This window comes from Streptomyces sp. NPDC093065 (genome assembly GCF_044754585.1).
Lineage (GTDB): Bacteria > Actinomycetota > Actinomycetes > Streptomycetales > Streptomycetaceae > Streptomyces.
Genome location: NZ_JBIVPJ010000020.1, coordinates 25746 through 48501 on the forward strand (window position 1 = coordinate 25746; position 22756 = coordinate 48501).

At 72.8% G+C, this 22756-nt stretch carries 23 protein-coding genes; 17 read left to right on the forward strand and 6 right to left on the reverse strand.

Translation table 11 applies throughout. The features are described from left to right. The first annotated feature begins 382 nt into the window (after nucleotides 1–382). The 8 genes from ACIQFU_RS29065 to ACIQFU_RS29100 all read left to right on the forward strand — a co-directional run bounded on the left by ACIQFU_RS29065 (nucleotide 383) and on the right by ACIQFU_RS29100 (nucleotide 7906). A complete protein-coding gene (locus tag ACIQFU_RS29065) occupies nucleotides 383–1513 on the forward strand; it encodes a ParA family protein (protein WP_402555341.1) in 1131 nt (376 codons plus the stop codon). Next, nucleotides 1498–2076, forward strand: coding sequence for a hypothetical protein (locus ACIQFU_RS29070; RefSeq protein ID WP_402555343.1), 579 nt, complete (start codon nucleotides 1498–1500; stop codon nucleotides 2074–2076). Before ACIQFU_RS29065 ends, ACIQFU_RS29070 begins: the two co-directional genes overlap by 16 nt. A gap of 331 nt (nucleotides 2077–2407) precedes the next feature. Further along, nucleotides 2408–3565 (forward strand): segregation/condensation protein A, encoded by a 1158-nt coding sequence (locus ACIQFU_RS29075; RefSeq protein WP_402555571.1) that lies wholly within the window; start codon nucleotides 2408–2410, stop codon nucleotides 3563–3565. Then, complete coding sequence (gene scpB / locus ACIQFU_RS29080; RefSeq protein ID WP_402555345.1) at nucleotides 3562–4224, forward strand: SMC-Scp complex subunit ScpB; 663 nt, start codon at nucleotides 3562–3564, stop codon at nucleotides 4222–4224. The genes ACIQFU_RS29075 and scpB overlap by 4 nt, the downstream gene beginning before the upstream one ends. Next, complete coding sequence (locus ACIQFU_RS29085; RefSeq protein ID WP_402555347.1) at nucleotides 4224–5339, forward strand: pseudouridine synthase; 1116 nt, start codon at nucleotides 4224–4226, stop codon at nucleotides 5337–5339. The genes scpB and ACIQFU_RS29085 overlap by 1 nt, the downstream gene beginning before the upstream one ends. 71 nt (nucleotides 5340–5410) lie before the next feature. Further along, complete coding sequence (locus tag ACIQFU_RS29090; protein WP_402555349.1) at nucleotides 5411–6130, forward strand: NUDIX hydrolase; 720 nt, start codon at nucleotides 5411–5413, stop codon at nucleotides 6128–6130. Then, complete coding sequence (locus tag ACIQFU_RS29095) at nucleotides 6127–7149, forward strand: ADP-ribosylglycohydrolase family protein (protein ID WP_402555351.1); 1023 nt, start codon at nucleotides 6127–6129, stop codon at nucleotides 7147–7149. The genes ACIQFU_RS29090 and ACIQFU_RS29095 overlap by 4 nt, the downstream gene beginning before the upstream one ends. Nucleotides 7150–7153: 4 nt before the next feature. Next, entirely contained in the window at nucleotides 7154–7906 is a 753-nt protein-coding gene (locus tag ACIQFU_RS29100; protein WP_402555352.1) for a DNA polymerase beta superfamily protein, read from the forward strand. Here the strand turns inward: ACIQFU_RS29100 and ACIQFU_RS29105 are convergent. Together ACIQFU_RS29105 and ACIQFU_RS29110 are read right to left on the reverse strand one after the other, a co-directional pair. Further along, nucleotides 7832–8584 carry a DNA polymerase beta superfamily protein gene (locus tag ACIQFU_RS29105; RefSeq protein ID WP_402555353.1) on the reverse strand — a complete coding sequence of 251 codons (753 nt, stop codon included), beginning with the start codon at nucleotides 8582–8584 and terminating at the stop codon, nucleotides 7832–7834. The two genes, ACIQFU_RS29100 and ACIQFU_RS29105, sit on opposite strands and share 75 nt — an antisense overlap. Nucleotides 8585–8606: 22 nt before the next feature. Continuing rightward, nucleotides 8607–9011 carry a Rieske (2Fe-2S) protein gene (locus tag ACIQFU_RS29110; protein WP_402555355.1) on the reverse strand — a complete coding sequence of 135 codons (405 nt, stop codon included), beginning with the start codon at nucleotides 9009–9011 and terminating at the stop codon, nucleotides 8607–8609. Nucleotides 9012–9163: 152 nt separating this feature from the next. Between ACIQFU_RS29110 and aroH the strand changes: the two genes are divergently transcribed. From aroH to der, 5 genes are all read left to right on the forward strand, one after another. Further along, the gene (gene aroH, locus ACIQFU_RS29115; RefSeq protein WP_402555357.1) at nucleotides 9164–9526 is read left to right on the forward strand and encodes a chorismate mutase; all 363 of its coding nucleotides are present in this window, start codon (nucleotides 9164–9166) and stop codon (nucleotides 9524–9526) included. Beyond that, a complete protein-coding gene (locus ACIQFU_RS29120) occupies nucleotides 9523–10608 on the forward strand; it encodes a prephenate dehydrogenase (protein WP_402555358.1) in 1086 nt (361 codons plus the stop codon). The genes aroH and ACIQFU_RS29120 overlap by 4 nt, the downstream gene beginning before the upstream one ends. 110 nt (nucleotides 10609–10718) lie before the next feature. After that, complete coding sequence (gene cmk / locus ACIQFU_RS29125) at nucleotides 10719–11414, forward strand: (d)CMP kinase (protein ID WP_402555360.1); 696 nt, start codon at nucleotides 10719–10721, stop codon at nucleotides 11412–11414. Further along, nucleotides 11411–12073, forward strand: a complete 663-nt coding sequence (locus tag ACIQFU_RS29130) for a lysophospholipid acyltransferase family protein (RefSeq protein ID WP_402555362.1) — start codon at nucleotides 11411–11413, stop codon at nucleotides 12071–12073. The genes cmk and ACIQFU_RS29130 overlap by 4 nt, the downstream gene beginning before the upstream one ends. A gap of 74 nt (nucleotides 12074–12147) precedes the next feature. After that, nucleotides 12148–13626 (forward strand): ribosome biogenesis GTPase Der, encoded by a 1479-nt coding sequence (gene der / locus ACIQFU_RS29135; RefSeq protein WP_402555363.1) that lies wholly within the window; start codon nucleotides 12148–12150, stop codon nucleotides 13624–13626. Between the two features lie 75 nt (nucleotides 13627–13701). On the opposite strand, the gene ACIQFU_RS29140 is transcribed toward der, so the two are convergent. Together ACIQFU_RS29140 and ACIQFU_RS29145 are read right to left on the reverse strand one after the other, a co-directional pair. Beyond that, complete coding sequence (locus tag ACIQFU_RS29140) at nucleotides 13702–13995, reverse strand: hypothetical protein (RefSeq protein ID WP_402555365.1); 294 nt, start codon at nucleotides 13993–13995, stop codon at nucleotides 13702–13704. A 73-nt stretch (nucleotides 13996–14068) separates the two neighbouring features. Then, nucleotides 14069–14866: a hypothetical protein gene (locus ACIQFU_RS29145; protein ID WP_402555366.1), complete on the reverse strand. Its 798-nt coding sequence runs from the start codon at nucleotides 14864–14866 to the stop codon at nucleotides 14069–14071. A gap of 408 nt (nucleotides 14867–15274) precedes the next feature. Here ACIQFU_RS29145 and ACIQFU_RS29150 point away from each other — a divergent pair, with 408 nt between their 5' ends. Both ACIQFU_RS29150 and ACIQFU_RS29155 read left to right on the forward strand, forming a co-directional pair. Next, nucleotides 15275–16084: a hypothetical protein gene (locus ACIQFU_RS29150; protein WP_402555368.1), complete on the forward strand. Its 810-nt coding sequence runs from the start codon at nucleotides 15275–15277 to the stop codon at nucleotides 16082–16084. 369 nt (nucleotides 16085–16453) lie between these two features. Further along, on the forward strand, nucleotides 16454–16669 hold the full coding sequence (locus tag ACIQFU_RS29155) for an I78 family peptidase inhibitor (RefSeq protein ID WP_054103246.1): 216 nt from the start codon (nucleotides 16454–16456) through the stop codon (nucleotides 16667–16669). A 29-nt stretch (nucleotides 16670–16698) separates the two neighbouring features. On the opposite strand, the gene ACIQFU_RS29160 is transcribed toward ACIQFU_RS29155, so the two are convergent. Next, nucleotides 16699–17718, reverse strand: coding sequence for a phosphatase PAP2 family protein (locus ACIQFU_RS29160; protein ID WP_402555370.1), 1020 nt, complete (start codon nucleotides 17716–17718; stop codon nucleotides 16699–16701). A gap of 238 nt (nucleotides 17719–17956) precedes the next feature. Next, entirely contained in the window at nucleotides 17957–19123 is a 1167-nt protein-coding gene (locus tag ACIQFU_RS29165) for a mannosyltransferase family protein (protein WP_402555371.1), read from the reverse strand. A gap of 258 nt (nucleotides 19124–19381) precedes the next feature. Between ACIQFU_RS29165 and ACIQFU_RS29170 the strand changes: the two genes are divergently transcribed. Then, nucleotides 19382–20980, forward strand: coding sequence for an MFS transporter (locus ACIQFU_RS29170; protein WP_402555373.1), 1599 nt, complete (start codon nucleotides 19382–19384; stop codon nucleotides 20978–20980). Between the two features lie 556 nt (nucleotides 20981–21536). Continuing rightward, on the forward strand, nucleotides 21537–22730 hold the full coding sequence (locus tag ACIQFU_RS29175; RefSeq protein WP_402555374.1) for an acyl-CoA dehydrogenase family protein: 1194 nt from the start codon (nucleotides 21537–21539) through the stop codon (nucleotides 22728–22730). Nucleotides 22731–22756: the final 26 nt, after the last annotated feature.

Below are 22756 nucleotides of genomic sequence, written 5' to 3' on the forward strand. Positions count from 1 at the left end.
CAACCGGGAAAGGCGATACGTCAACAGTCGTCGTCAACCCCGCACACCCGGCCGGACCTTGCCCGACAAGGTCCGGCCGGGTGTGTGTATGGTCACTTTGCGATTCTCGGTCAACTCGCCTCGAACGTAACGCTTCAACCGATTCGCGCACCGGTGAAACCTGCTGTGCGACGGCCGTACGCCCTTGACAGAGGGATGTTTCATTGCCGACACATCGGGCCGGGTCCGGCGGATTGTGTTGCTGCGGACGGCCGACACGCCATAGAGTCGCCGAACGTCGGCATGGTGCCACGCTGACCTGTCTAGAAGTTCCCTGGTCACCAAGGAGGTAAGACGACTTGTGAATGAGTCGACATTTACTCCCGGGGGTGGTCACCCAGGAATGCCGGCACGGACCAGCGGTCCCGGGCGTCTCGAGGCTGTCGGCTCCGTGGCTGTACGCACCTCCGCAGCCGACCACCACAGTCCGCAGGCGACTCGGACAGCACACATGAGTATGGATGGCCAACACGTGAACGCCATGGCCGGCGACGGAAGTGGCGCGCCACGCAACCACTTCGCCGACTACGACGAACTGCCCGAGGGGCACTTCTACGACCCGGACGCGGAGTACGAGCCGGATCCCGAGTACGCCGCCACGCTCGCGCCCGACGCGGCCCGACAGCGCCGCGAGCGCATCGGCCCGACCGGACGCCCGCTGCCGTACTTCCCGATCCCGGGCCCGCTGACCGATCACGGCCCCGCCAAGATCATCGCGATGTGCAACCAGAAGGGCGGCGTGGGCAAGACCACGTCGACCATCAACCTGGGTGCCGCGCTCGCCGAGTACGGGCGCCGGGTGCTGCTCGTCGACTTCGACCCGCAGGGCGCGCTGTCGGTCGGACTCGGCGTCAACCCGATGGAGCTCGACCTCACCGTCTACAACCTGCTCATGGAGCGGGGCATGGCGGCCGACGAGGTGCTGCTGAAGACCGCGGTCCCCAACATGGACCTGCTGCCCAGCAACATCGACCTGTCGGCGGCCGAGGTGCAGCTGGTGAGCGAGGTCGCGCGCGAGTCCACCCTCCAGCGGGCGCTCAAGCCGCTGATGGACGACTACGACTACATCGTGATCGACTGCCAGCCCTCGCTCGGCCTGCTCACGGTCAACGCCCTGACGGCCGCGCACAAGGTGATCGTGCCGCTGGAGTGCGAGTTCTTCGCGCTGCGCGGTGTGGCGCTGCTGACCGAAACGATCGAGAAGGTCCAGGAGCGGCTCAATCCCGACCTGGAGCTCGACGGCATCCTCGCCACGATGTACGACTCGCGCACGGTGCACAGCCGTGAGGTGCTCGCGCGGGTCGTCGAGGCGTTCGACGACCACGTCTACCACACGGTCATCGGGCGCACGGTCCGCTTCCCGGAGACCACGGTCGCCGGTGAGCCGATCACCACGTACGCGTCCAACTCCGTCGGTGCCGCCGCCTACCGCCAGCTCGCCAGGGAGGTGCTCGCCCGGTGTCACGCCGAGTGAGTCTGCCGGGGGCCGACGAACTCTTCCGTACGACAGGGGGAATGGCGCTCCAGGCGTCCACCCCGCGGCGACCGGCGGGCGGCGAGGCCCGGGTGCCGGCCCCGGCGGGGGAGAGCGACCAGGCCGCCGCCGAGGACGCACCGCAGTCGGTGCCCGCACAGGGCGGTGACGGCGAGGGCGCCGAACACGCCGCGGCGGACGCGGATCCGGGCGCGGCGGGCGAGCCGCGCAGCCGGGGTGCGGAGCGCTCCGCACGGGGCTCCGGGCCGGGCACGGGCGCGCAGGAAGGTTCTGCCGCCCCCGGCGCCGACCGGCCCCGCAAGCGCGGCAGGGCCGCCGCACGCCGTCCCAGCGGACGTGAGCGCCACGACGAGAAGATCACCGTGTACGTCTCCGCCGAGGAGCTGATGGACCTGGAGCACGCCCGCCTGGTGCTCCGCGGCGAGCACGGCCTCGCCGTCGACCGCGGCCGCATCGTCCGCGAGGCGGTCGCCGTGGTCCTCGCCGACCTGGAGACCCGCGGGGACGCCAGCATCCTCGTACGACGGCTGCGCGGGCGGTAGCGGGTAGCCTGCGGGGGCCATGACCTCGAACGACGCCCCCCACCCCGGCCGCACCCCGCGCGCCGGGCGCCGACGTGCGCTGGGCCGGGGCCCGGGAGCGTCGGCGGCTCCACCGCTTCCCGAGGAGACGCCTTCCGGCGACGGCGCGTCCGGGACTGCCGGAGCGGCTCCCACCGACCAGGACCTCCGGGCCGGACCGGCGCCCGCCCCCGCCGTATCGGCCGGGGCGTCGGCCGCCGAGCCCGGAGACCCGGCGCGAGTCCTGGAGACGGCGGCGCCGGACGCGGAGGAGTACGACCCCGGAACGGAACCGGACCCCACGGGCCCCGCCGTGCGCACGGAGGTGGAGCCGACCGACGCGGGAACGGCGACGGAGGCGTCGGCGGCGACCGGGCGCGTCTCGGTCGCACCAGGCCGACAGGCCGCCGTGCCTGCAGACGAGCGAGTACGGGCGGACGGCCCGTCCGAGGCCGTTTCCGCCGTGGACCCGACCCCCGTGCCGGAACAGGCCCCGCGGACCGCGGACCATGAGTGTCCCGGGCCGGTCGGGCGGCCGGTCGCGGCGTCCGGGGCACCGACGGTCGTGGGCGCGCCCGGGGAGCAGGCCGAGGACGTCTCCGGCCGGCCCGGCGCCGCCTCGTCACAGGGGTCCTCGGAGAAGACCTCCGACGACGGGGGCGACGGTGTCTTCAAGGTGCGGCTCGCCAACTTCGAGGGGCCGTTCGACCTGCTGCTCCAGTTGATCTCCAAGCACAAGATGGACGTCACCGAGGTCGCGCTGTCGAAGGTGACCGACGAGTTCATGGCGCACATCCGGGCGATGGGGCCGGACTGGGACCTCGACCAGACCACCGAGTTCCTGGTCGTCGCGGCCACGCTGCTGGACCTGAAGGCGGCCCGGCTGCTGCCGGCCGCCGAGGTCGAGGACGAGGCCGACCTGGCCCTCCTGGAGGCCCGCGACCTGCTCTTCGCGCGGTTGCTCCAGTACCGCGCGTACAAGCAGATCGCGGAGATCTTCAACGAGCGGCTGGAGGCCGAGGCCCGCCGCCACCCCCGTACCGTCGGCCTGGAACCACACCACGCCGAGCTGCTGCCCGAGGTCGTCATCAGCATCGGCCCCGAGGGCTTCGCCAGACTCGCCGTGAAGGCGATGCAGCCCAAGCCCAAGCCGCAGGTGTACGTCGAGCACATCCACGCGCCCCTGGTCAGCGTGCAGGAGCAGGCCGGGATCGTCGTCGCCCGCCTGAAGGAGCTGGGCGAGGCCAGCTTCCGGGTGCTGGTCCAGGACACCGAGGACACGCTGACCGTCGTCGCCCGCTTCCTGGCCCTCCTGGAGCTGTACCGGGAGAAGGCCGTCGAGCTGGACCAGGAGACCGCGCTCGGCGACCTGCTGGTGCGCTGGGCGGGCGGCGACGGGGACGCCCAGCCGGTGGTGACCGACGAATTCGACCGGCCGCCCGAGGTGCCGAAGGAGGAGCGGAAGGCGTGAGTGAGCAGACCACGGAGGAAGAGGAGGCCGGGGGCGGCCCGGCGGGTGTCGCCGCCCTCGACCTCAAGCCCGCCCTGGAAGCCGTCCTCATGGTCGTCGACGAGCCCGCGACCGAGGAGCAGCTGGCGAAGATACTGCAACGGCCCCGGCGGCGGATCGCCGACGCCCTGCGCGAGCTGGCCGACGAGTACGCCGTCCAGGGCCGCGGCTTCGAACTGCGCCTGGTCGCGGGCGGCTGGCGCTTCTACAGCCGGGCCGAGTACGCCGCCGCCGTCGAGGGCTTCGTCCTGGACGGCCAGCACGCCCGCCTCACCCAGGCCGCCCTGGAGACCCTCGCCGTGGTCGCCTACCGCCAGCCGGTCAGCCGCAGCCGGGTCTCGGCGGTGCGCGGCGTGAACTGCGACGGCGTGATGCGCACCCTCCTGCAGCGGGGTCTGGTCGAGGAGGCGGGCACGGAACCCGAAACAGGTGCGATCCTGTACGTGACGACGAACTACTTCCTGGAGCGGATGGGCCTGCGCGGTCTGGACGAGCTCCCGGAGCTCGCGCCCTTCCTCCCGGAGGCGGAGGCGATCGAGGCCGACACGCTGGAAGGGGTCCCGTCGTTCGATCCGGACGCCCCGGACTCCGGGGACGCAGACGACAAGACGGAAATTTGATGCGAAGCAGCAGCGGCAGGAACAGCAGCGGAAACAACGGCGGGAGCCGTGGTGGCAACAGCGGCGGCCGCGGCGGGAGTGGCGGTGGCCGCGGCAACTACCGCGGCGCCGGCAACGACCGCGACGACAAGCAGGGCGGCCGTCCCAAGAAGCCGCGCCCGGAGGAGCGGCGCTACGACGTGGGTCCCGGCGCCACCAAGGACGGTCCGAAGTCGGGCCGCGGCCCCTCGGCCCGCGGCGGCGCCAAGGGCGGTCCCAAGCGGCCCCAGCAGCGCGGCCGCAGCGCCCCGGCCACGTCCCGCGAGTACGAGACGCGGGCCGAGGAGCGCAACCGCGAGCGGTACGCGGGCAAGAAGGACGTCAAGCCGCCCAAGACCTTCCCGGGCGCCGAGCAGGAGGGCGAGCGGCTGCAGAAGGTCCTCGCGCGCGCGGGCTACGGCTCCCGGCGCGCCTGCGAGGAGCTGATCGAGCAGGCCCGGGTCGAGATCAACGGCGAGATCGTGCTGGAGCAGGGCCGCCGCGTCGACCCGGAGAAGGACGAGGTCAAGGTCGACGGCCTGACCGTCGCCACGCAGTCGTACCAGTTCTTCTCGCTCAACAAGCCCGCCGGCGTCGTCTCCACCATGGAGGACCCGGAGGGCCGCCAGTGCCTCGGCGACTACGTCACCAACCGCGAGACCCGCCTCTTCCACGTCGGCCGGCTCGACACCGAGACCGAGGGCGTCATCCTGCTCACCAACCACGGCGAGCTGGCCCACCGCCTGACCCACCCCCGGTACGGGGTGAAGAAGACCTACCTCGCGCACATCGTGGGCCCGATCCCGCGCGACCTCGGCAAGCGCCTCAAGGACGGCATCCAGCTGGAGGACGGGTACGCGCGCGCGGACCACTTCCGGGTCGTCGAGCAGACCGGCAAGAACTACCTGGTCGAGGTCACCCTGCACGAGGGCCGCAAGCACATCGTCCGCCGGATGCTGGCGGAGGCGGGCTTCCCCGTCGACAAACTGGTGCGCACCGCCTTCGGCCCGATCACGCTGGGCGACCAGAAGTCGGGCTGGCTGCGCCGGCTGTCCAACACGGAGGTCGGGATGCTGATGTCGGAGGTCGACCTGTAAGGGCTCCAAGGGTTGTCCCCCGCACCCGCTCTCTTTATAGTCGTAGTGACTATTAAAGGGGGCGGGTGTTCGTGCACGACTACGACAAGCACGCCTACGAGCCGTTCGCCGTCACCGTCGATCTCGCCGTCCTCACGCTCCGCGCGGGCGCGCTGCACGCGCTGCTCGTCGAGCGCGGCCAGGAACCGTACGCGGGCCGCTGGGCACTGCCCGGCGGCTTCCTGCTCCCCGAGGAGTCGGCGGAGACGGCTGCCCGCCGCGAGCTGGCCGAGGAGACCGGCCTGGCGGACGTGACCGGGCTGTACCTGGAACAGCTGCGGACCTACAGCGAGCCCGACCGCGACCCCCGCATGCGGGTCGTCTCCGTCGCGTTCGCCGCCCTGCTGCCGGACCCTCCCGAGCCGCACGGCGGCGGTGACGCGGCCGAGGCCCGCTGGGTGCCGTACGACAAGGCCCGCGGCCTCGCCTTCGACCACGACCGGATCCTGGACGACGCCCGGGACCGGGTCGGCGCCAAGCTGGAGTACACCTGCCTGGCCACCGCCTTCTGCCCGGCCGAGTTCACCCTCGGCGAGCTGCAGCAGGTCTACGAGACGGTGTGGGGCACGGCCCTGGACCGGCCGAACTTCCGCCGCAAGGTCCTCGCCACCCCCGGCTTCGTCGAGCCCGTCCCCGGAGCCGCCCGCCTCACCGGAGGCCGCGGCAAGCCCGCCGCCGTGTACCGCGCGGGACCGGCCACCACCCTGCACCCACCGCTGCTCCGCACCCCTCGGGAAGGACGCCCCGCATGACCACGACCCCCGGCACCAAACGCGCCGCCACAGGAGCGCTCACCGGCCTCGCCCTCGGCGACGCGCTGGGCTTCCCCACCGAGTTCAACGACGTCCCGTCCATCCTCGCCAAGTGCGGCCCCTGGCGGGAGATGGCCCTGCCCACGCCCGCGGTCGTCACCGACGACACGCAGATGACGCTGGCCCTGGGCAAGGGACTGCGGACCGCCATGGACCGGGGCGTCCTGACACCCGAGGGGATGGCCGAGCCGGTACGGCAGGAGTTCATCGCCTGGAACCGCTCGCCCGAGAACAACCGGGCACCGGGCAACACCTGCCTGAGGGCCTGCGACCTCCTGGAGCGGACCGACCGCCCCTGGCAGGACGCCAGCCAGGTCGGTTCCAAGGGATGCGGCGCCAACATGCGCGTCGCACCGGTCGGGATCGTCCCGGGCCTGAGCGACGAACAGCGGGCGGGTGCCGCCCAGCTGCAGTCCGCGCTCACCCACGGGCACCCCACCGCGCTCGCCGCCTCCGACCTCACCGCCCACGCCGTACGGCTGCTCGCCGAGGGAGCCGAGCCGACCGGCCTGGTCGGACTGCTGCGCTCCTACGCCTACGACAACCGCACCCGCTACCACGAGCGCTGGCTCGGCGACCTCTGGAGCCGCGCCCAGGACCCGACGCCCGAGCACTTCATGGCGCGCGGCTGGGACGAGTGCCTGGCGATACTCGACCGGCTCCAGGAGGCGGTGCGCACCGCCTCGCCCGAGACCGACCCCTGCCTGGCCGTCGGGGAGGGCTGGATCGCCGAGGAGGCCATGGCGGCCGGGCTGCTCTGCTTCCTGCTCTTCGTCGACGAACCGCTCACCGCCCTGCGGCGCGGCGCCTGCACCTCCGGCGACTCCGACTCCATCGCCTGCCTCGCGGGCGCCTTCGCGGGCGCGCACCTGGGGGCCGACGCCTGGCCGACCGACTGGGCGGACCGTATCGAGTACCGGGGCGACCTGCTGACCCTCGGAGCGCTCTGGGACTCTTGAGCACATGATCGACGCCCTCGACATCGACCTGGCCCCGGTGGTGGCCGAACAGCCCTTCCCGGTGCTGTTCGCCACCGTCTCCGGCGCCCACCTCTACGGCTTCCCCTCCCGCGACTCCGACGTGGACCTGCGCGGCGTGCACCTGCTGCCCGCCGCCGACCTGGTCGGGCTGCGCGAGCCGGAGGAGACGAGGTCCCGGATGTGGGACCGGGACGGTGTCGAGATGGACCTGGTCACGCACGACCTGCGCAAGTTCGTCCGGCTGATGCTCCGCCGCAACGGCTACGTGCTGGAGCAGTTGCTCTCCCCGCTGGTCGTGCACACCACCGGGGCACACCGGGAACTGGCCGGATTCGCGCCGGGTGTCCTCACCAGCCACCACGCCCACCACTACCGGGGGTTCGCACAGACCCAGTGGCGGCTGTTCGAGAAGACCGGCCAGCTGAAGCCGCTCCTGTACACCTTCCGGGTGCTGCTCACCGGCGTCCACCTGATGCGCGCGGGCGAGGTCCAGCCCCACCTGCCGACCCTCGTCGAGGAGGTCGACGCCGCTCCCGGGTACCTGCCCGAGCTGGTCGCCGCCAAGGCCGAGCGGGAGCACGGGGACGCGGACGTCGACCACGCGCGCGTGCGGGCCGACGTGGAGCGGCTGCACGGTGTCCTGGACGACGCCCAGGCCGCCTCAGCCCTCCCCGACGCCCCGACCGCGTACGACGCCCTGCACGACTTCGTCGTACGGATCCGGCTGGAGCGCTGAGGCGCGGCGGGTGCGGACCAGGAAGTCCTCGACGCGCCGGCGGTCCGGCTCCCCGGGCAGGGGACTGCGTGCGGCGGCCTCCTCGCCCTCCTTCGCCAGGCGCGTCATCCGCGCCTCCACCTCCGGCCAGGGCACCTCGCCGCGCTTCACCGCGAGCAGCGACTCCCGCGCTTCGCCGACGTCGATCGTCAGGACGCCCGTGCGCAGCAGGTCGCGGGCGGAGACCAGCAGCCTCAGCAGGTGCATCGCGTGCTTCCAGCGCGGGGCGCCGTGGGCGCGCACATCGGCCTCCAGCTTGCGCCGCTGGCCGTACGCGTAGCGCGTGAACGTCTCGTAGGCGCGGCGGGACAGGAACGCGTCGCGCAGGGCGAGCAGTTCGCGGCCCGTGTCGTCCACACGCTCCACGAGCGGGGAGTGCAGGCACTCCAGGATGTTCGGGTTCGCGCGCAGAGCCAGCTCGCAGAAGCGCTCCAGCTCCCAGCTGAACTGCTCCTGGCCGGGGCCCTCCACGTGCGTCGGCGGCTTCTCGAAGCGCCAGAACAGCGCGGTCGGCGCGAGGAAGACTCCCCGGCGGTCCGTGTCGCTGCCCTCCGTCGCCAGACCGAAGGCGCGCGAGCCCATGACACAGGCGTAGACCGTGTGGTCGCGGACCAGGGTCTCGGAGGTCTCGGGGTGCATGGCCGGAGCGTACGCGGGCCTCTCACGCCAGGCGGACCGAATTTCCCTCCACCGTGATCTCCTTGCCGGGCAGCGGCTTGGTGGCCGGGCCCCGCACCACCGAGCCGTCGGCGGCGGCGAACCTGCTGCCGTGGCAGGCGCAGTCGATGGTGCCGTCCCGCACGTCCGACACGATGCAGCCCTGGTGGGTGCAGACCGCCGAGAACGCCTTGAACTCGCCCGTCTTCGGCTGGGTCACCACGATCTTCTGGTCGGTGAGGACCTTGCCGCCGGCGATCGGGATGTCGCTCGTGGACGCCAGCTCCTGCCCGGAGGAGGCGGCCGAGGAGTCGCCGTCGTCGCCTCCGCCGCCGCAGCCCGCGCAGAGCGCCGCCGCGCCCGTACCCGCGCAGAGGAGGACCGTACGGCGGCTCGGGGTGTGGGTCATGTCGCAACTCCGGGGGAGGGAGGGTCGGGCCGCCGCCAGCGTCTCAGGAGACGGGCGCCGCGGGCCGGTACCCGGCGGGCTGACTAGGCTGGACGGACCAAGAACCGATACACGCGTCAGCAACATCAGCAACGTCAGCAAGGAGCATCGCCGTGGCGGTACGAGCGGTCCGGGGCGCCGTCCAACTGGAGCGGGACGAGGCGGGGCACATGGACGAGCAGGTCGCGGCCCTGCTGACCGCCCTCATGGAGCGCAACGGCCTGACGGCCGACGACCTGATCAGCCTGTGGTTCACCGCCACCCCCGACCTGCACAGCGACTTCCCGGCCGCCGCGGCCCGCGGGCTCGGCATCACCGACGTGCCGCTGATCTGCGCCCAGGAACTGGACATCGAGGGCGCCATGCCGCGCGTCGTGAGGGTCCTCGCCCACATCGAGTCCGACCGGCCCCGCACCGGGATCGCCCACGTCTACCTCGGCGCCGCCGCGGCCCTGCGCAAGGACATCGCCCAGTGAGAACCGCACTCGTCATCGGCACCGGCCTCATCGGCACCTCCGCCGCCCTCGCGCTCACCGCCCGGGGCGTCACCGTCCACCTCGCCGACCACGACCCCGAGCAGGCCCGCACCGCCGCCGCGCTCGGCGCCGGCACCGACGGGGTCCCGGACGGGCCGGTCGACCTCGCGATCGTCGCCGCGCCGCCCGCCCTGGTGGCCGACGTGCTCGCCGACGCCCTGGCCCGCGGCGCCGCCCGCGGCTACATCGACGTGGCCAGCGTCAAGGGCGGCCCCCGGCGCGAGCTGGAGGAGCGCGGCCTCGACCTCTCGGCGTACATCGGCACCCACCCCATGTCCGGCCGGGAGAAGTCCGGCCCGCTGGCCGCCACCGCCGACCTCTTCGAGGGCCGCCCCTGGGTGCTGACCCCGACCCGGGACACCGACACCGAGGTGCTGAACCTCGCCCTGGAGCTGGTCTCGCACTGCCGCGCGGTGCCCGTGGTGATGGACGCGGACGCCCACGACCGCGCCGTGGCACTCGTCTCCCACATGCCCCACCTGGTCTCCAACATGGTCGCCGCCCGCCTGGAGCACGCCGAGGAGGCCGCCGTACGGCTGTGCGGGCAGGGCATCCGGGACGTGACCCGGATCGCCGCCTCCGACCCCCGGATGTGGATCGACATCCTCTCCGCCAACCCCGGGCCGGTCGCCGACCTGCTCACCGACGTCGCCGCCGACCTGGAGGAGACGGTGCGCTCCCTGCGCGCCCTGCAGTCCGCCGACGCGGACAAGCGCCGCGAGGGCGGCACCGGCATCGCCGAGGTGCTGCGGCGCGGCAACGCCGGACAGGTCCGCGTCCCGGGCAAGCACGGGTCGGCCCCGCGGGCCTACGAGACGGTGGCCGTCCTCATCGACGACCAGCCCGGCCAGCTGGCCCGCATCTTCGCGGACGCGGGACGGGCCGGGGTCAACATCGAGGACGTACGCATCGAGCACGCGACCGGGCAGCAGGCGGGTCTGGTGCAGCTCATGGTGGAGCCGAAGGCCGCCGCCGTCCTCACGGCGGCCCTGAAGGAACGGGGCTGGGCGATCCGCCAGTGATCCCCCCCCGTACGCCTGTCGGAGGGGCCTCGGCGGCCCGGTAACCTTGTGCGGGACGCGCTCGCGTCCCGCACACCACCCACCGCACCGCACCAGGAAGGTGTCCCCTCGTGGAAAACGGCGCCGCCCCGACCGCCCCGGCCGTGATTGTCGCCATCGACGGCCCCTCCGGCACGGGCAAGTCGAGCACGTCGAAGGCCGTGGCCGCCCAGCTCGGCCTCAGCTACCTGGACACCGGTGCGCAGTACCGGGCGATCACGTGGTGGATGGTCAGCAACGGCATCGACACCGACGACCCGCACGCCGTCGCCGCCGCGGCCGGCAAGCCCGAGATCGTCTCCGGCACCGACCCGGCCGGCCCGGCCATCACGGTCGACGGAGTGGACGTGGCCGGCCCGATCCGCACCCAGGAGGTCACCTCCAAGGTCAGCGCGGTCAGCGCCGTGCCGGAGATCCGCGCCCGGATCACCGAGCTGCAGCGCTCCATCGCCGCCGCCGCGCCGCTCGGCATCGTCGTCGAGGGCCGCGACATCGGCACCACCGTGCTGCCCGACGCCGACCTGAAGATCTTCCTCACCGCCTCGGCGGAGGCCCGCGCCGCCCGCCGCAGCGGCGAGCTGAAGGGCGCCGACGTCAACGCCACCCGCGAGGCCCTGATCAAGCGGGACGCGGCCGACTCCAGCCGCAAGGCCTCGCCGCTGGCCAAGGCCGGCGACGCGGTCGAGGTGGACACCACCGCCCTCACCCTGGCGCAGGTCATCGAGTGCGTCGTCACCCTCGTCGAGGAGAAGCGGGCGGGCAAGTGACCGCATCCTCCGCCGCGCCCCTCCCCTCCGAGAAGGGCGCCGAGGTCGGCCGGCGCATCGGCGTCGGCCTGATGTACGGGCTGTGGAAGCCGCGCGTGCTCGGCGCCTGGCGGGTGCCCGCCACCGGCCCGCTGATCTACGCCGTCAACCACTCGCACAACATCGACGGCCCCATGGTCATGGGCGTCGCACCCCGGCCGACCCACTTCCTGATCAAGAAGGAGGCGTTCGTCGGCCCGCTCGGACGCTTCCTGACCGGCATCGGCCAGCTGAAGGTGGACCGCCACTCCACCGACCGCACGGCCATAGGACAGGCGCTGGGCGTGCTGGCCGACGGCGGCGTCCTCGGCATCTTCCCGGAGGGCACCCGGGGCGAGGGCGACTTCGCCTCGCTGCGGGCCGGGCTCGCCTACTTCGCGGTGCGCGGCGGCGCGCCGATCGTCCCGGTCGCCGTACTGGGAAGCACGGACCGTCCCGGACGGTTGATAAAGGCGCTGCCCCCGCTGCGCTCCCGTGTCGACGTCGTCTTCGGCGACCCCTTCGACGCGGGCGACGGCAGCGGGCGGCGCACCCGCAAGGCCCTGGACGAGGCCACCGAACGCATCCAGAAGCAGCTCACCGCGCACCTGGAAAACGCCAGGCGCCTCACCGGGCGCTGAGTGACACTTGAGTAGTGGATCACCCGGTACAGGGGTGTTCCACCGATCACCACGATGAACGAGGTACGGACTTCATGAACGACCACATCCACTCCGAGGGCTCGGGCGAGGAGCACGACCACGGGGCGCTCGGCGACGCCGAGTACGCGCAGTTCATGGAGCTGGCCGCCGAAGAGGGCTTCGACATCCAGGAGGTCGAGGGCGCGATCGAGGAGGCCGGGCACGGCCCGCTGCCCGTCCTCGCCGTCGTCGGCCGCCCCAACGTCGGCAAGTCGACCCTCGTGAACCGCATCATCGGCCGCCGCGAGGCCGTCGTCGAGGACAAGCCCGGCGTCACCCGCGACCGCGTCACCTACGAGGCCGAGTGGGCCGGACGCCGCTTCAAGGTCGTCGACACCGGCGGCTGGGAGCAGGACGTCCTCGGCATCGACGCCTCCGTGGCCGCACAGGCCGAGTACGCCATCGAGGCCGCCGACGCCGTCGTCTTCGTCGTGGACGCCAAGGTCGGCGCCACCGACACCGACGAGGCGGTCGTCCGGCTGCTGCGCAAGGCCGGCAAGCCCGTCGTGCTGTGCGCCAACAAGGTGGACGGCCCGAGCGGCGAGGCCGACGCCTCCTACCTGTGGTCGCTGGGCCTGGGCGAGCCGCACCCCGTCTCCGCGCTGCACGGCCGCGGCACCGGCGACATGCTGGACCGGGTCCTGGAGGCCCTGCCCGAGGCCCCGGCGCAGACCTTCGGCACCGCCCTCGGCGGCCCGCGCCGCATCGCCCTGATCGGCCGCCCCAACGTCGGCAAGTCCTCGCTGCTGAACAAGGTGGCCGGCGAGGAGCGCGTAGTCGTCAACGAACTGGCCGGCACCACCCGCGACCCGGTCGACGAGCTGATCGAGCTGGGCGGCGTCACCTGGAAGTTCGTCGACACCGCGGGCATCCGCAAGCGCGTCCACCTCCAGCAGGGCGCCGACTACTACGCCTCGCTGCGCACCGCCGCCGCCGTCGAGAAGGCGGAGGTGGCCGTCGTCCTCATCGACGCCTCCGAGTCGATCTCGGTCCAGGACCAGCGGATCGTCACCATGGCCGTCGAGGCGGGCCGCGCGATCGTCGTCGCCTACAACAAGTGGGACACCCTCGACGAGGAGCGCCGCTACTACCTGGAGCGGGAGATCGAGACCGAGCTGGGCCAGGTCGCATGGGCCCCGCGGGTCAACGTCTCGGCGCAGACCGGACGGCACATGGAGAAGCTGGTCCCCGCGATCGAGACCGCCCTGGCCGGCTGGGAGACCCGCGTCCCGACGGGGCGGCTCAACGCCTTCCTCGGCGAGCTGGTCGCCGCCCACCCGCACCCGGTGCGGGGCGGCAAGCAGCCGCGCATCCTCTTCGGCACCCAGGCGGGCACCAAGCCCCCGCGGTTCGTGCTCTTCGCCTCCGGCTTCATCGAGGCGGGCTACCGGCGCTTCATCGAACGCCGGCTGCGCGAGGAGTTCAGCTTCGAGGGGACGCCGATCCACATCTCCGTGCGGGTCCGCGAGAAGCGCGGCGCGAAGAAGAAGTAGGCGGCAGGAACACACAGTGACGAGTGAGGGGCGCCCCCGGCCGGGGGCGCCCCTCACTCGTCACTGGTCCGGCGGTCAGGTGCCGGACCGCGGGGCCGGGGGCAGCGCGGCCGGGACGTGGTGCGTGCCGCCGACGCGCTGCCACACCGACTGCTGGCCGACCCGGGCACTCTGGGCCCCCGCGCTGTAGGCGCTGTAGGCGCTTCTGCCGCGCGGGATGGTCCCGAAGGCCGTGAATCCCAGCTCCTCCTCACCGCTGCGATCGCCCGGCAGCGATCGGAAGGACCTGACGTACTCGGCGTAGAGCGCGTCGTAGATCGGCGTGGCCGATGGGCCGCCGTGGCGGTGGAAGGCGTCGTATGCGTACACGTATGTCCAAACGACCCCGCACGGGAAGGGATGCGGCCCAGGTGGCGGCCGTCCGGCAGCCGCGTGAACCGGCTCAGGTTCCGGCCAGCGGCAGCGCCGCCGCGACCAGCTGTCCGTTCGCCGCCGCCTTGTCCAGGGCGTCCCGCAGCAGGTCCTCGCGCGGCTGCCGGCCGATCGAGCCGACGGGCGCCGCGAACATCAGCACCTGCTGGTGCTTGTTGGCCGCCGTGCGCCAGCCCTCGGTGACCTGGAGCGGCTGGTGCGCCTGCCACCAGGCCACCGGCCGGCCGCCGTTCGTCCCGGGCTGCAGCACCGCGTGCAGCTGACCCATCGCGAGCAGCACCGACCAGCCGTGCAGCACCGCAGGCGCGGACGCCAGCTCGGTGACCGGCATGAAGCCCTGCTCGATCAGCAGCGGCAGGAAGTCGTCGCCGGCGCCCGTGGTGCCGGGCCGGGCGATGGGAGCGGTCGGCTCCACCACGAGGGCCGGGTGCAGCTCCCCGGCGATGAGGATCAGTCCGCTGGTGACACCGAGCACGGCCTGCTCGGGCGCGGCCCGCTCGGGGGCGGCGGGAGCGGGCTCGGAGCGGGCCTGGTCGGCGCTGATGGACCGCACCGCCCCCTGCAGCTGCTCCTCGGTGACCTTGACCACCTGCGAGGGCAGGCAGCCGGCGTGGGCGAAGGCGAGCACGGCGGTCTCGTCCCCGATGAACAGGACGGTGCTGGTGCGCTCCTGCTCGCAGTCGCCCGGGGTGCGGCAGGACGTGCAGTCGTAGCTGCCCGGGGCGGACTCCCCGGCCAGCAGGCGGTCGGCTTCTTCGTCGCCGATCTCGGCGCGTACGTCGTCGCTGACGTCGAGCATGCGCGGCACGGGTGGCTCCCTCGGGATGCGGTGCGTGGCCGGACCGGGTGGCTCCCGGGCCGTGGTCCGGGCGGGTCCCGGCTCATGCAAGGACAACGGGCGATCCATGGCGGGAGTCACGCCCCATGGCCAACGGAATCGAACCACGACAGGTACGGGGTCCCGCCGGGGCCGGGATCGTCGCCGTACTCCCAAGTGGGTTGCGGTGAGCAGGGGTTGGGCGGTCCGAGCGGGTAGCGCCGCCGCCCCTGTGAGTCGACAAATCATGAAATCAGCGAATGAACAGGGTGACTGGAAATGGTCCTCGTCGACCGGTCACCGCGGTCGTGACCACATCGCAATCGGACACGGACAACCAGAAGGCGGGGTTCCGGGTCTAACCGGACGACGAGAAGCCCATTGGAGGAACCGCACCGCATGACGCCGCCGGCCCCACCGGCCGCCCCGCTGCGCGCCGACTGCATCGGCGACTCCGCGGGCGGTCTGACCTTCGACGTCGCCGCGAGCGGAAACACCGAGGCGGCCCTGCTCGTCCTGCGCCGCCGCGGTGCCGACGCCGCCCCCGACACGGTCAGCCTGCCGCTGGCCCCGGCGGCGGAGGGCCGGCTGCGCGCCGCCCTGCCCAGCAGCGTGTCCCTGCCCGAGGGCCGCTGGGACGCGTACGCCCGCCTGTCCGACGGCGAGCCGCGGCGCCTGGTGCCCGGCGTCACCGATCTGCGCTCCCTCGCCGAGCGCACTCCCAGCGGACTGCTCGGTCACGTCGCCGTCCGCATCCCGTACGCCACCCGGCAGGGCAACCTCACCGTCCGCAGCTGGCTGCGCGCACCGCACGCCGAGGCGGTGGACCTGCGGCCCGCGAGCGGCGGCCTGAGCGTGCGCGGACGGGTGTACGGCACCCAGCTGGTGCCCGGGGCGTACGCCGAGCTGCGCGCCCGGCCCGGCGGCGGCGTACGCCGGCTGGACGTCGCCGCCGAGCGGACGGAGTTCGCCTTCACCGTCCCCTACGACGGCCTGGCACCGGGCGACTGGGACCTGTGGCTGCGGCCCGCCGGTGACGCCGGCCCGGTGGTGCGCCTCGCACGGCTGCTCGACGACGTCGCCGACAAGAACCCCGTCCTCACGTTCCCCCGTGCCCGCGTGCGGACGCCGCACGGCCCCGTGGAGGCCGCGCCGTACTACACCCGGGACAACGACCTGTCGCTCGCCGTCACCCCGCTGGACGTCTGACGCCGCCGGACGCCGGCCGCGCCGCACGCGGCTGTCCGTTGTCCGATGTTCGATTCGTGTAAGTGATCCGCGGGCGTTTGTGCGGTGGGGTGCGCACGTCCGTTCGGGAGTGTCCGGGCGCAAAATGCGAGGCGGTCGCCGAGGTGCCCGGAGGGGCTTTTCCGTCCGCTTATCCGAGAGGGCGCCGCGAGACGCGGGAATTCACCTCGGCCGCCCGCGGGAGTTGGGAAAAATCGTCCGTACGTGTGAACGCGTTCCAGTAAAACGCCCATCATGATCCTGTGACAGAAATGTGACCGTAGGTGCACCCGTGACCCGTGTTACGGGCTTGGGCTTCCCCGCTCCCGGGGCAGGGCATAGCGTGGCGGCATGGCACCGATTCCGACACCCCCGGCCGAGCCCCAGGACAGTCCGGACACCTACGTCGGCCTCGATTCCGGCGCGGCCGAACGGCTGGCGCGGGAGCGGGGCTGGTCCACGGTGCGGTCCCTGGCGCCGGGCACGGTCATCACCATGGAGTACCGCGTGGGCCGCCTCAACTTCGAGGTGAAGGACGGCCGGGTCTCCCGGGCCTGGAAGGGCTGAGGCGCGCCCGCCGGCCCCAGGCGCCGCGGTCAGCCGCCCGACAGGGGGCGTGCGGCCTGGGCGGAGCTGCGCGGGTGACGGTCCGCGTGCGGCGGCCGGCGGCTGCCGGCCGGCGTCACCGGCGTACGGTCCGAGCGGGCCGTGTGCGGGCCCGGAGCCAGGTGCACCGGGGCCCGGGCGGTGCGGGGTGAGGCGACCGGCTCGCGGGCCGGTGTCTCCGGCCGGGCCGGGCCGGGCGGGGCGACGGCCGCGGGCGGGCGCACCGGCCGCCGTGCCGTCCTCCCGCGGGCGCGAGAGGCGTACCAGCGGTCGCGCAGGCCGAGGATCCACGCCTCCGCGCGGGTGATCAGCGGCTCGAACCAGGGGAGCGCCAGCAGGATCAGCAGCCCCGCCACCCAGCCGAGCAGCACGTCGCTGAGCCAGTGCGTACCGAGGTAGACGGTGGACATGCCCACCCCGAGCGAGGTGACCGCGGACAGTGCGGACAGCCAGCGCCGGGCGCGGTGCGTCGAGGCCAGGTAGGCGAGGATGCCCCAGGTGACGACGGCGTTCGCGGTGTGACCGCTCGGAAATATATCGCCGCCGAGCCACATCTCGTTGGCGCCGATCGTGGTGGCGTAGTGAGGTCCGAGCCGGCCCATGCCGTACTTGGCGGCGCCGACCGTGGCGTTCAGCAGGAGCAGGGAGACGCCGAGCGCCAGCAGCGGACGCAGGGTGTGCTGCCGCCAGGAGCGCCAGCCGAGCCAGGCCGCGACCATCACCGCGGTGGGGCCGCGCTGACCGAGCACCACGTAGTAGTCGACGAACGCGTGGATCTCGGGCCACTGCTGGTAGGGCCGGAAGAACATGACCTGCCAGTCGAGCCGGACCAGCCACGAGGTGATCACCACGGCCCACACGATCGCGAGGTAGAACGCGAGGGTTCCGGCGAACAGCGCGAACCTGTGCCGGGACATCTCCGGCGCGTCCAGGAGCTCCGGTCGTTCCGGCTCCCGGTCCAGTCTCGCGAACACCCGGTCCAGACGGGTGGGCTTCCGTTCGGTACGCACCCAATCGACGTTACAGCGAGTGAGGAGTGATCCCTGACGAATCAACGGCTTTGTGATGACGATGTGATGTGGGATTGCTCTCAGGAGGCGCCTTATTTCCGGGTAATCCGCAATCCTGTCCGGCCGTGGACTTCAATTCCTTTGATCTGCCCGGCCGGCGGTTTTATCGCGCTTATGAATTCGTTCACCGAATGCTGGTACGGAATTGTCCCGGCGGCCATCGGGCGGCCCCTGCCGGTCAGGGCGGTCCCGAGCCGTTCAGCCAGAACGCCCCGTACACCGCGGACGCCGCCGCGATCCCGCACACGAGGGGCGCCGACCGGGTGGTGCGCAGCCGGGCCAGGCCCAGGGCCAGGGGGAACAGCAGCGGGAACGCGGGCAGCAGCAGCCGGGGCTTCGAGCCGAAGTAGCTCGACGCGCACAGGGCGAGCAGGGCGACGATCCCCGCGTACACCAGCAGCGGGATCGGCTGGCGCTGCCGTACGCACACCACGTACAGCCGGACCAGCAGCGCGACCCCGACGATCAGCCCGACACCGGCCAGGGCCGCCGGGAACGACGTGAACTTCGCCGCGACGAAGCGGGCGAAGGCCGCGCCCCCGTCGAAGCCGTTGCGCCAGCCGGCCTGGACGTCGAGGTAGCCGAGGGGGCCCCTGCCGGTGCGGTGGCCGACCCACAGGACGTACCCGGCGGCGCCCAGGGGCGCGAGCAGCATGCCGAGCAGGCGCCGCGCGCGGTCGCGGCCGTCCCGGTTCCGCGTGAACGCCGGGATCGCGGCGACCCACACCGCCGCCGTCACCGCGAGCCCCACCGGGCGGGTCAGCCCGGCCAGCGCGGCCAGGATCCCCGCCGTCACCCAGCGCCCCGTCAGGACCGCGTACAGCGACCAGGCGGCCAGCGCCGTGAACAGTGACTCGCTGTACGCCATCGACTGCACGACCCCGACAGGCAGCACGGCCCACAGCAGCACGGCGCACACGCCGGCCCGGCGGTCGTACACGTGGTCCGCCACCGTGAAGATCCCCCAGGCCGCGGCGAGCGAGGCGAGCAGGGAGACGACGAAGCCCGCGTCGGCGTACGACAGGGGCGTCACCGCCGCGCCGAGCCGCTCCAGCCAGGGCAGCAGCGGGAAGAAGGCCAGGTTGGAGTGGACGTCGCCGTTCGGCAGCCGTACCTCGTAGCCGTACCCCAGCTCGGCGACCCTCGTGTACCAGAGAGAGTCCCAGCGGGCCGTCAACAGCGTGTACGCGCTCTTGTCGCGCGCCGCGCTCCACACGGCCAGGGCGAGCAGGCCCAGGGCGCGTACGGCCGCGTAGCCGAGGAGTGCCGGGGCGGCCCGGCGCAGGGCACCGGGCAGACCCGGGGCGCCGGTGCGGCCCGCGGTGCGCGTTTCAAGATCGGTCACGGGCTCGATTATCTGCCGGGTGCGGGGGCCGCCGTCCCGCCGGGCGGGCGGGGCGGCGGTCGCAGTGGCACACACCACACGGGTGACGCGGGATGTGTGAGGCCCGCCACGTGTGCGTTGCCAGGTCTCGCGTAACCTGACGAGTCACTCGCGTTCCGTTGCACGGCCCGGAGCCCCCCGCTCCTCTCCGGCCGAGCCGCAGGGGAGTCCCCACCCCGTGGCCCGCCGGACGCGAGGGAACATCTTGGAGGTACGTACATGTCCGGTACGACCACGGCTGCCGCTGCGCCGCGCCGTCGGGCGGCCGGGGCCGGTGCCAACCGCTGGGTGGTCCTGGTCGTCCTCTGTGTCAGCCTGCTGCTCGTCGCCGTCGACGCGACCGTGCTGCACGTGGCGGTCCCCGCCGTCACCGAGGACCTCAGGCCCGGCGCCATCGAACTGCTCTGGATCGTCGACGTCTATCCGCTGGTCTGCGCCGCGCTGCTGATCCTCTTCGGCACGCTGGGCGACCGGGTGGGCCGCAGACGGATCCTCCTGCTCGGCTACGCCCTCTTCGGCGTCGCCTCCGCGCTCGCGGCGCTCGCGGAGGGCGCCCAGGTGCTGATCGCGGCCCGTGCGCTGCTAGGCGTCGGCGGCGCCATGATCATGCCGGCGACGCTGTCGATCCTGAGGCAGGTCTTCCCCGACCGGCGGGAGCGGGCGCTGGCCATCGGCATCTGGAGCGCGGTGGCCGCGGTCGGGGCGGCGGTCGGACCGCTGCTCGGCGGGTTCCTGCTCGAACACTTCTGGTGGGGCTCGGTCTTCCTCGTCAACATCCCGCTGATGCTGGTCAGCCTGCCGGTGGGGCGGCTGCTGCTGCCCGAGTCGAAGGGCGACGGCCGCGGGCCCTGGGACGTGGTCGGCGCGCTGATGGCGGCGGGCGGACTGTTCGGGGTCGTCCTGGGCGTGAAGCGGCTGGGCGGCGGTGAGCCGGTGGCGAGCCTGCTCACCCTGCTGCCGCTGGTGGCGGGGGCGGCGCTGCTGGCGGGCTTCGTACGCCGGCAGCGGCGGCGCACGTATCCGCTGGTGGACCTCGCGATGTTCCGGCGGCCGGCGTTCAGTACGTCGGTGGGGTGCATCGTGCTGGCGATGCTGGCGCTGGTGGGTCTGGAGCTGATCGCGGCGCAGTATCTGCAGCTGGTGCTCGGGCTGTCCCCGCTGGAGACCGGGCTGCGGCTGCTGCCGCTGACCTTCGCGGCGATGGCGGCGGGGCTGGCGGGGGCGCGGCTGCTGCGGCGCTTCGGGCCGCGGCGGACGGTGTGCGCGGGGTTCTGTCTGACCGCCTTCGCGGTGCTGCTGCTGACGGCGATGGGCCGGGCCGACAACTGCGCGCTGCTGCTGACCGGGTTCGTGCTGCTCGGCTTCGGTCTGGAGACGACGCTGTTCGGCGCGTACGAGTCGATGCTGAGCGAGGCGCCGCAGGAGCAGTCGGGGGGTGCGGCGGCGATCGGGGAGACCTCGTACCAGCTGGGCGCCGGGATCGGCATCGCGCTGCTGGGCAGTGTGATGAACGCGGCGTACGCGCCCGGGCTGACGGGGGGCGTGCAGGGGGTGCCGTCGTCGGCGTCGGTGGCGGCGGGGCATTCGCTGGGGGAGGCGTACGAGGTTGCTGCGCAGCTTGGGGGGCCGGCGGGGGTGGCGTTGCGGCGGGCCGCGGGGGATGCGTTCGTGCACGGGCTGCATGTGACGTTGGTGGTGAGTGCGGGGTTGTTGCTGCTGGGGGCGGTGATGGCGTTGCGGTTGCCGCGGGTGATGCAGTGCGAGGCGGTGTCCGTGCCGGCGCCGCGGGACGCGGTGGAGTCCCGCGTCTCGGTGTGACCGACCCGTCTCCCACCCACGCACCACCCGTTCACCGCCGGGAGCGGGGTGGGCGTTGCCCGTGGGTGGCTCGGCGTCGTCGGCGGCTGTGGGGTCGTGGTCCGGCTTCGCCGTGTGGTCTCCCACCCGTGTATCGCCCGTTCGCCGTCGGGAGTGGGGTGGGCGTTGTCTGTGGGTGGTTCGGTGTCGTCGGCGGCTGCGGGGTCGTGGTTCGGCTTTGCCGTGTGGTCTCTCAGCCGCGTATCGCCCGTTCACCGTCGGGGGCGGGTGGGAGGAGCGTCGGCGGCTGCGGGTTGTGGTTTGCCGCGGCCTCGGGCATCGCGACCGGGAATCGCCGCACCACCCGCTCCGGCCGCGGGCCGGTGTGGTCCGCCGTCGGCCGCAAGCCGCCGGCGGTGGGTCACCCCCACGGGCGACGTTCGGCTTGGTGCCGACGGTGAACGGGTGGTGCGTGGGTGGGAGACGGGCATGGTGGACGTGCGGGGCGTCGCGTCGTAACGTCGGCGTGAGAGCCGTAACTAGCGACGCTAGTTTTATAGTCCCCGGAGGGTGTCCCATGGCCGCGTCCCCCAAGTTGCCCGCGTTCGATCCCGCCGATCCCCTCGGCGTCGACGACCTCCTCGAGCCGGAGGACCTGGCGATCCGGGACACCGTGCGGGGCTGGGCCGCGGACCGCGTGCTGCCGTACATCGCGGACTGGTACGAGAAGGGCGAGCTGCCCGGGATCCGGGAGCTCGCGCGCGAACTCGGCGGCATCGGCGCGCTCGGCATGTCGCTCAAGGGGTACGGCTGCGCCGGCGCGAGCGCCGTCCAGTACGGGCTCGCCTGTCTGGAGCTGGAGGCCGCCGACTCCGGCATCCGCTCCCTCGTCTCCGTACAGGGCTCCCTCGCCATGTACGCCATCCACCGCTTCGGCAGCGAGGAGCAGAAGGAGACGTGGCTGCCGCGCATGGCCGCCGGTGAGGTCATCGGGTGCTTCGGGCTCACCGAGCCCGATCACGGGTCCGACCCGGCCAACATGCGCACCCGCGCCAAGCGCGACGCCGGCGGGGACTGGGTGCTCAACGGGCGCAAGATGTGGATCACCAACGGCTCGGTGGCCGGCGTCGCCGTCGTGTGGGCGCAGACCGAGGAGGGCGTCCGCGGATTCGTGGTGCCGGCCGACAGCGCGGGGTTCTCCGCCCCCGAGATCAAGCACAAGTGGTCCCTGCGGGCGTCCGTCACCAGTGAGCTGGTTCTCGACGACGTGCGGCTGCCCGCCGACGCCGTACTGCCGGAGGCGACGGGCCTGCGCGGACCGCTCAGCTGTCTCTCGCACGCCCGTTACGGGATCGTCTGGGGCTCGATGGGCGCGGCGCGCAGCTCCTTCGAGGCGGCCCTGGAGTACGCGAAGTCGCGGGAGCAGTTCGGGCGGGCCATCGGAGGCTTCCAGCTCACCCAGGCCAAGCTCGCCGACATGGCGGTCGAACTGCACAAGGGGATCCTGCTCGCCCACCACCTGGGGCGGCGCATGGACGCCGGCCGCCTGCGTCCCGAGCAGGTCAGCTTCGGCAAGCTCAACAACGTGCGGGAGGCCATCGACATCTGCCGTACGGCCCGGACGATCCTCGGTGCCAACGGGATCTCGCTCGAATACCCGGTCATGCGGCACGCGACGAACCTGGAATCGGTGCTCACCTACGAGGGCACCGTCGAGATGCACCAGCTGGTGCTGGGCAAGGCGCTCACCGGGCTCGACGCCTTCCGGTAAGAGCCGGCGGGGCGGGGCCGTGGTGT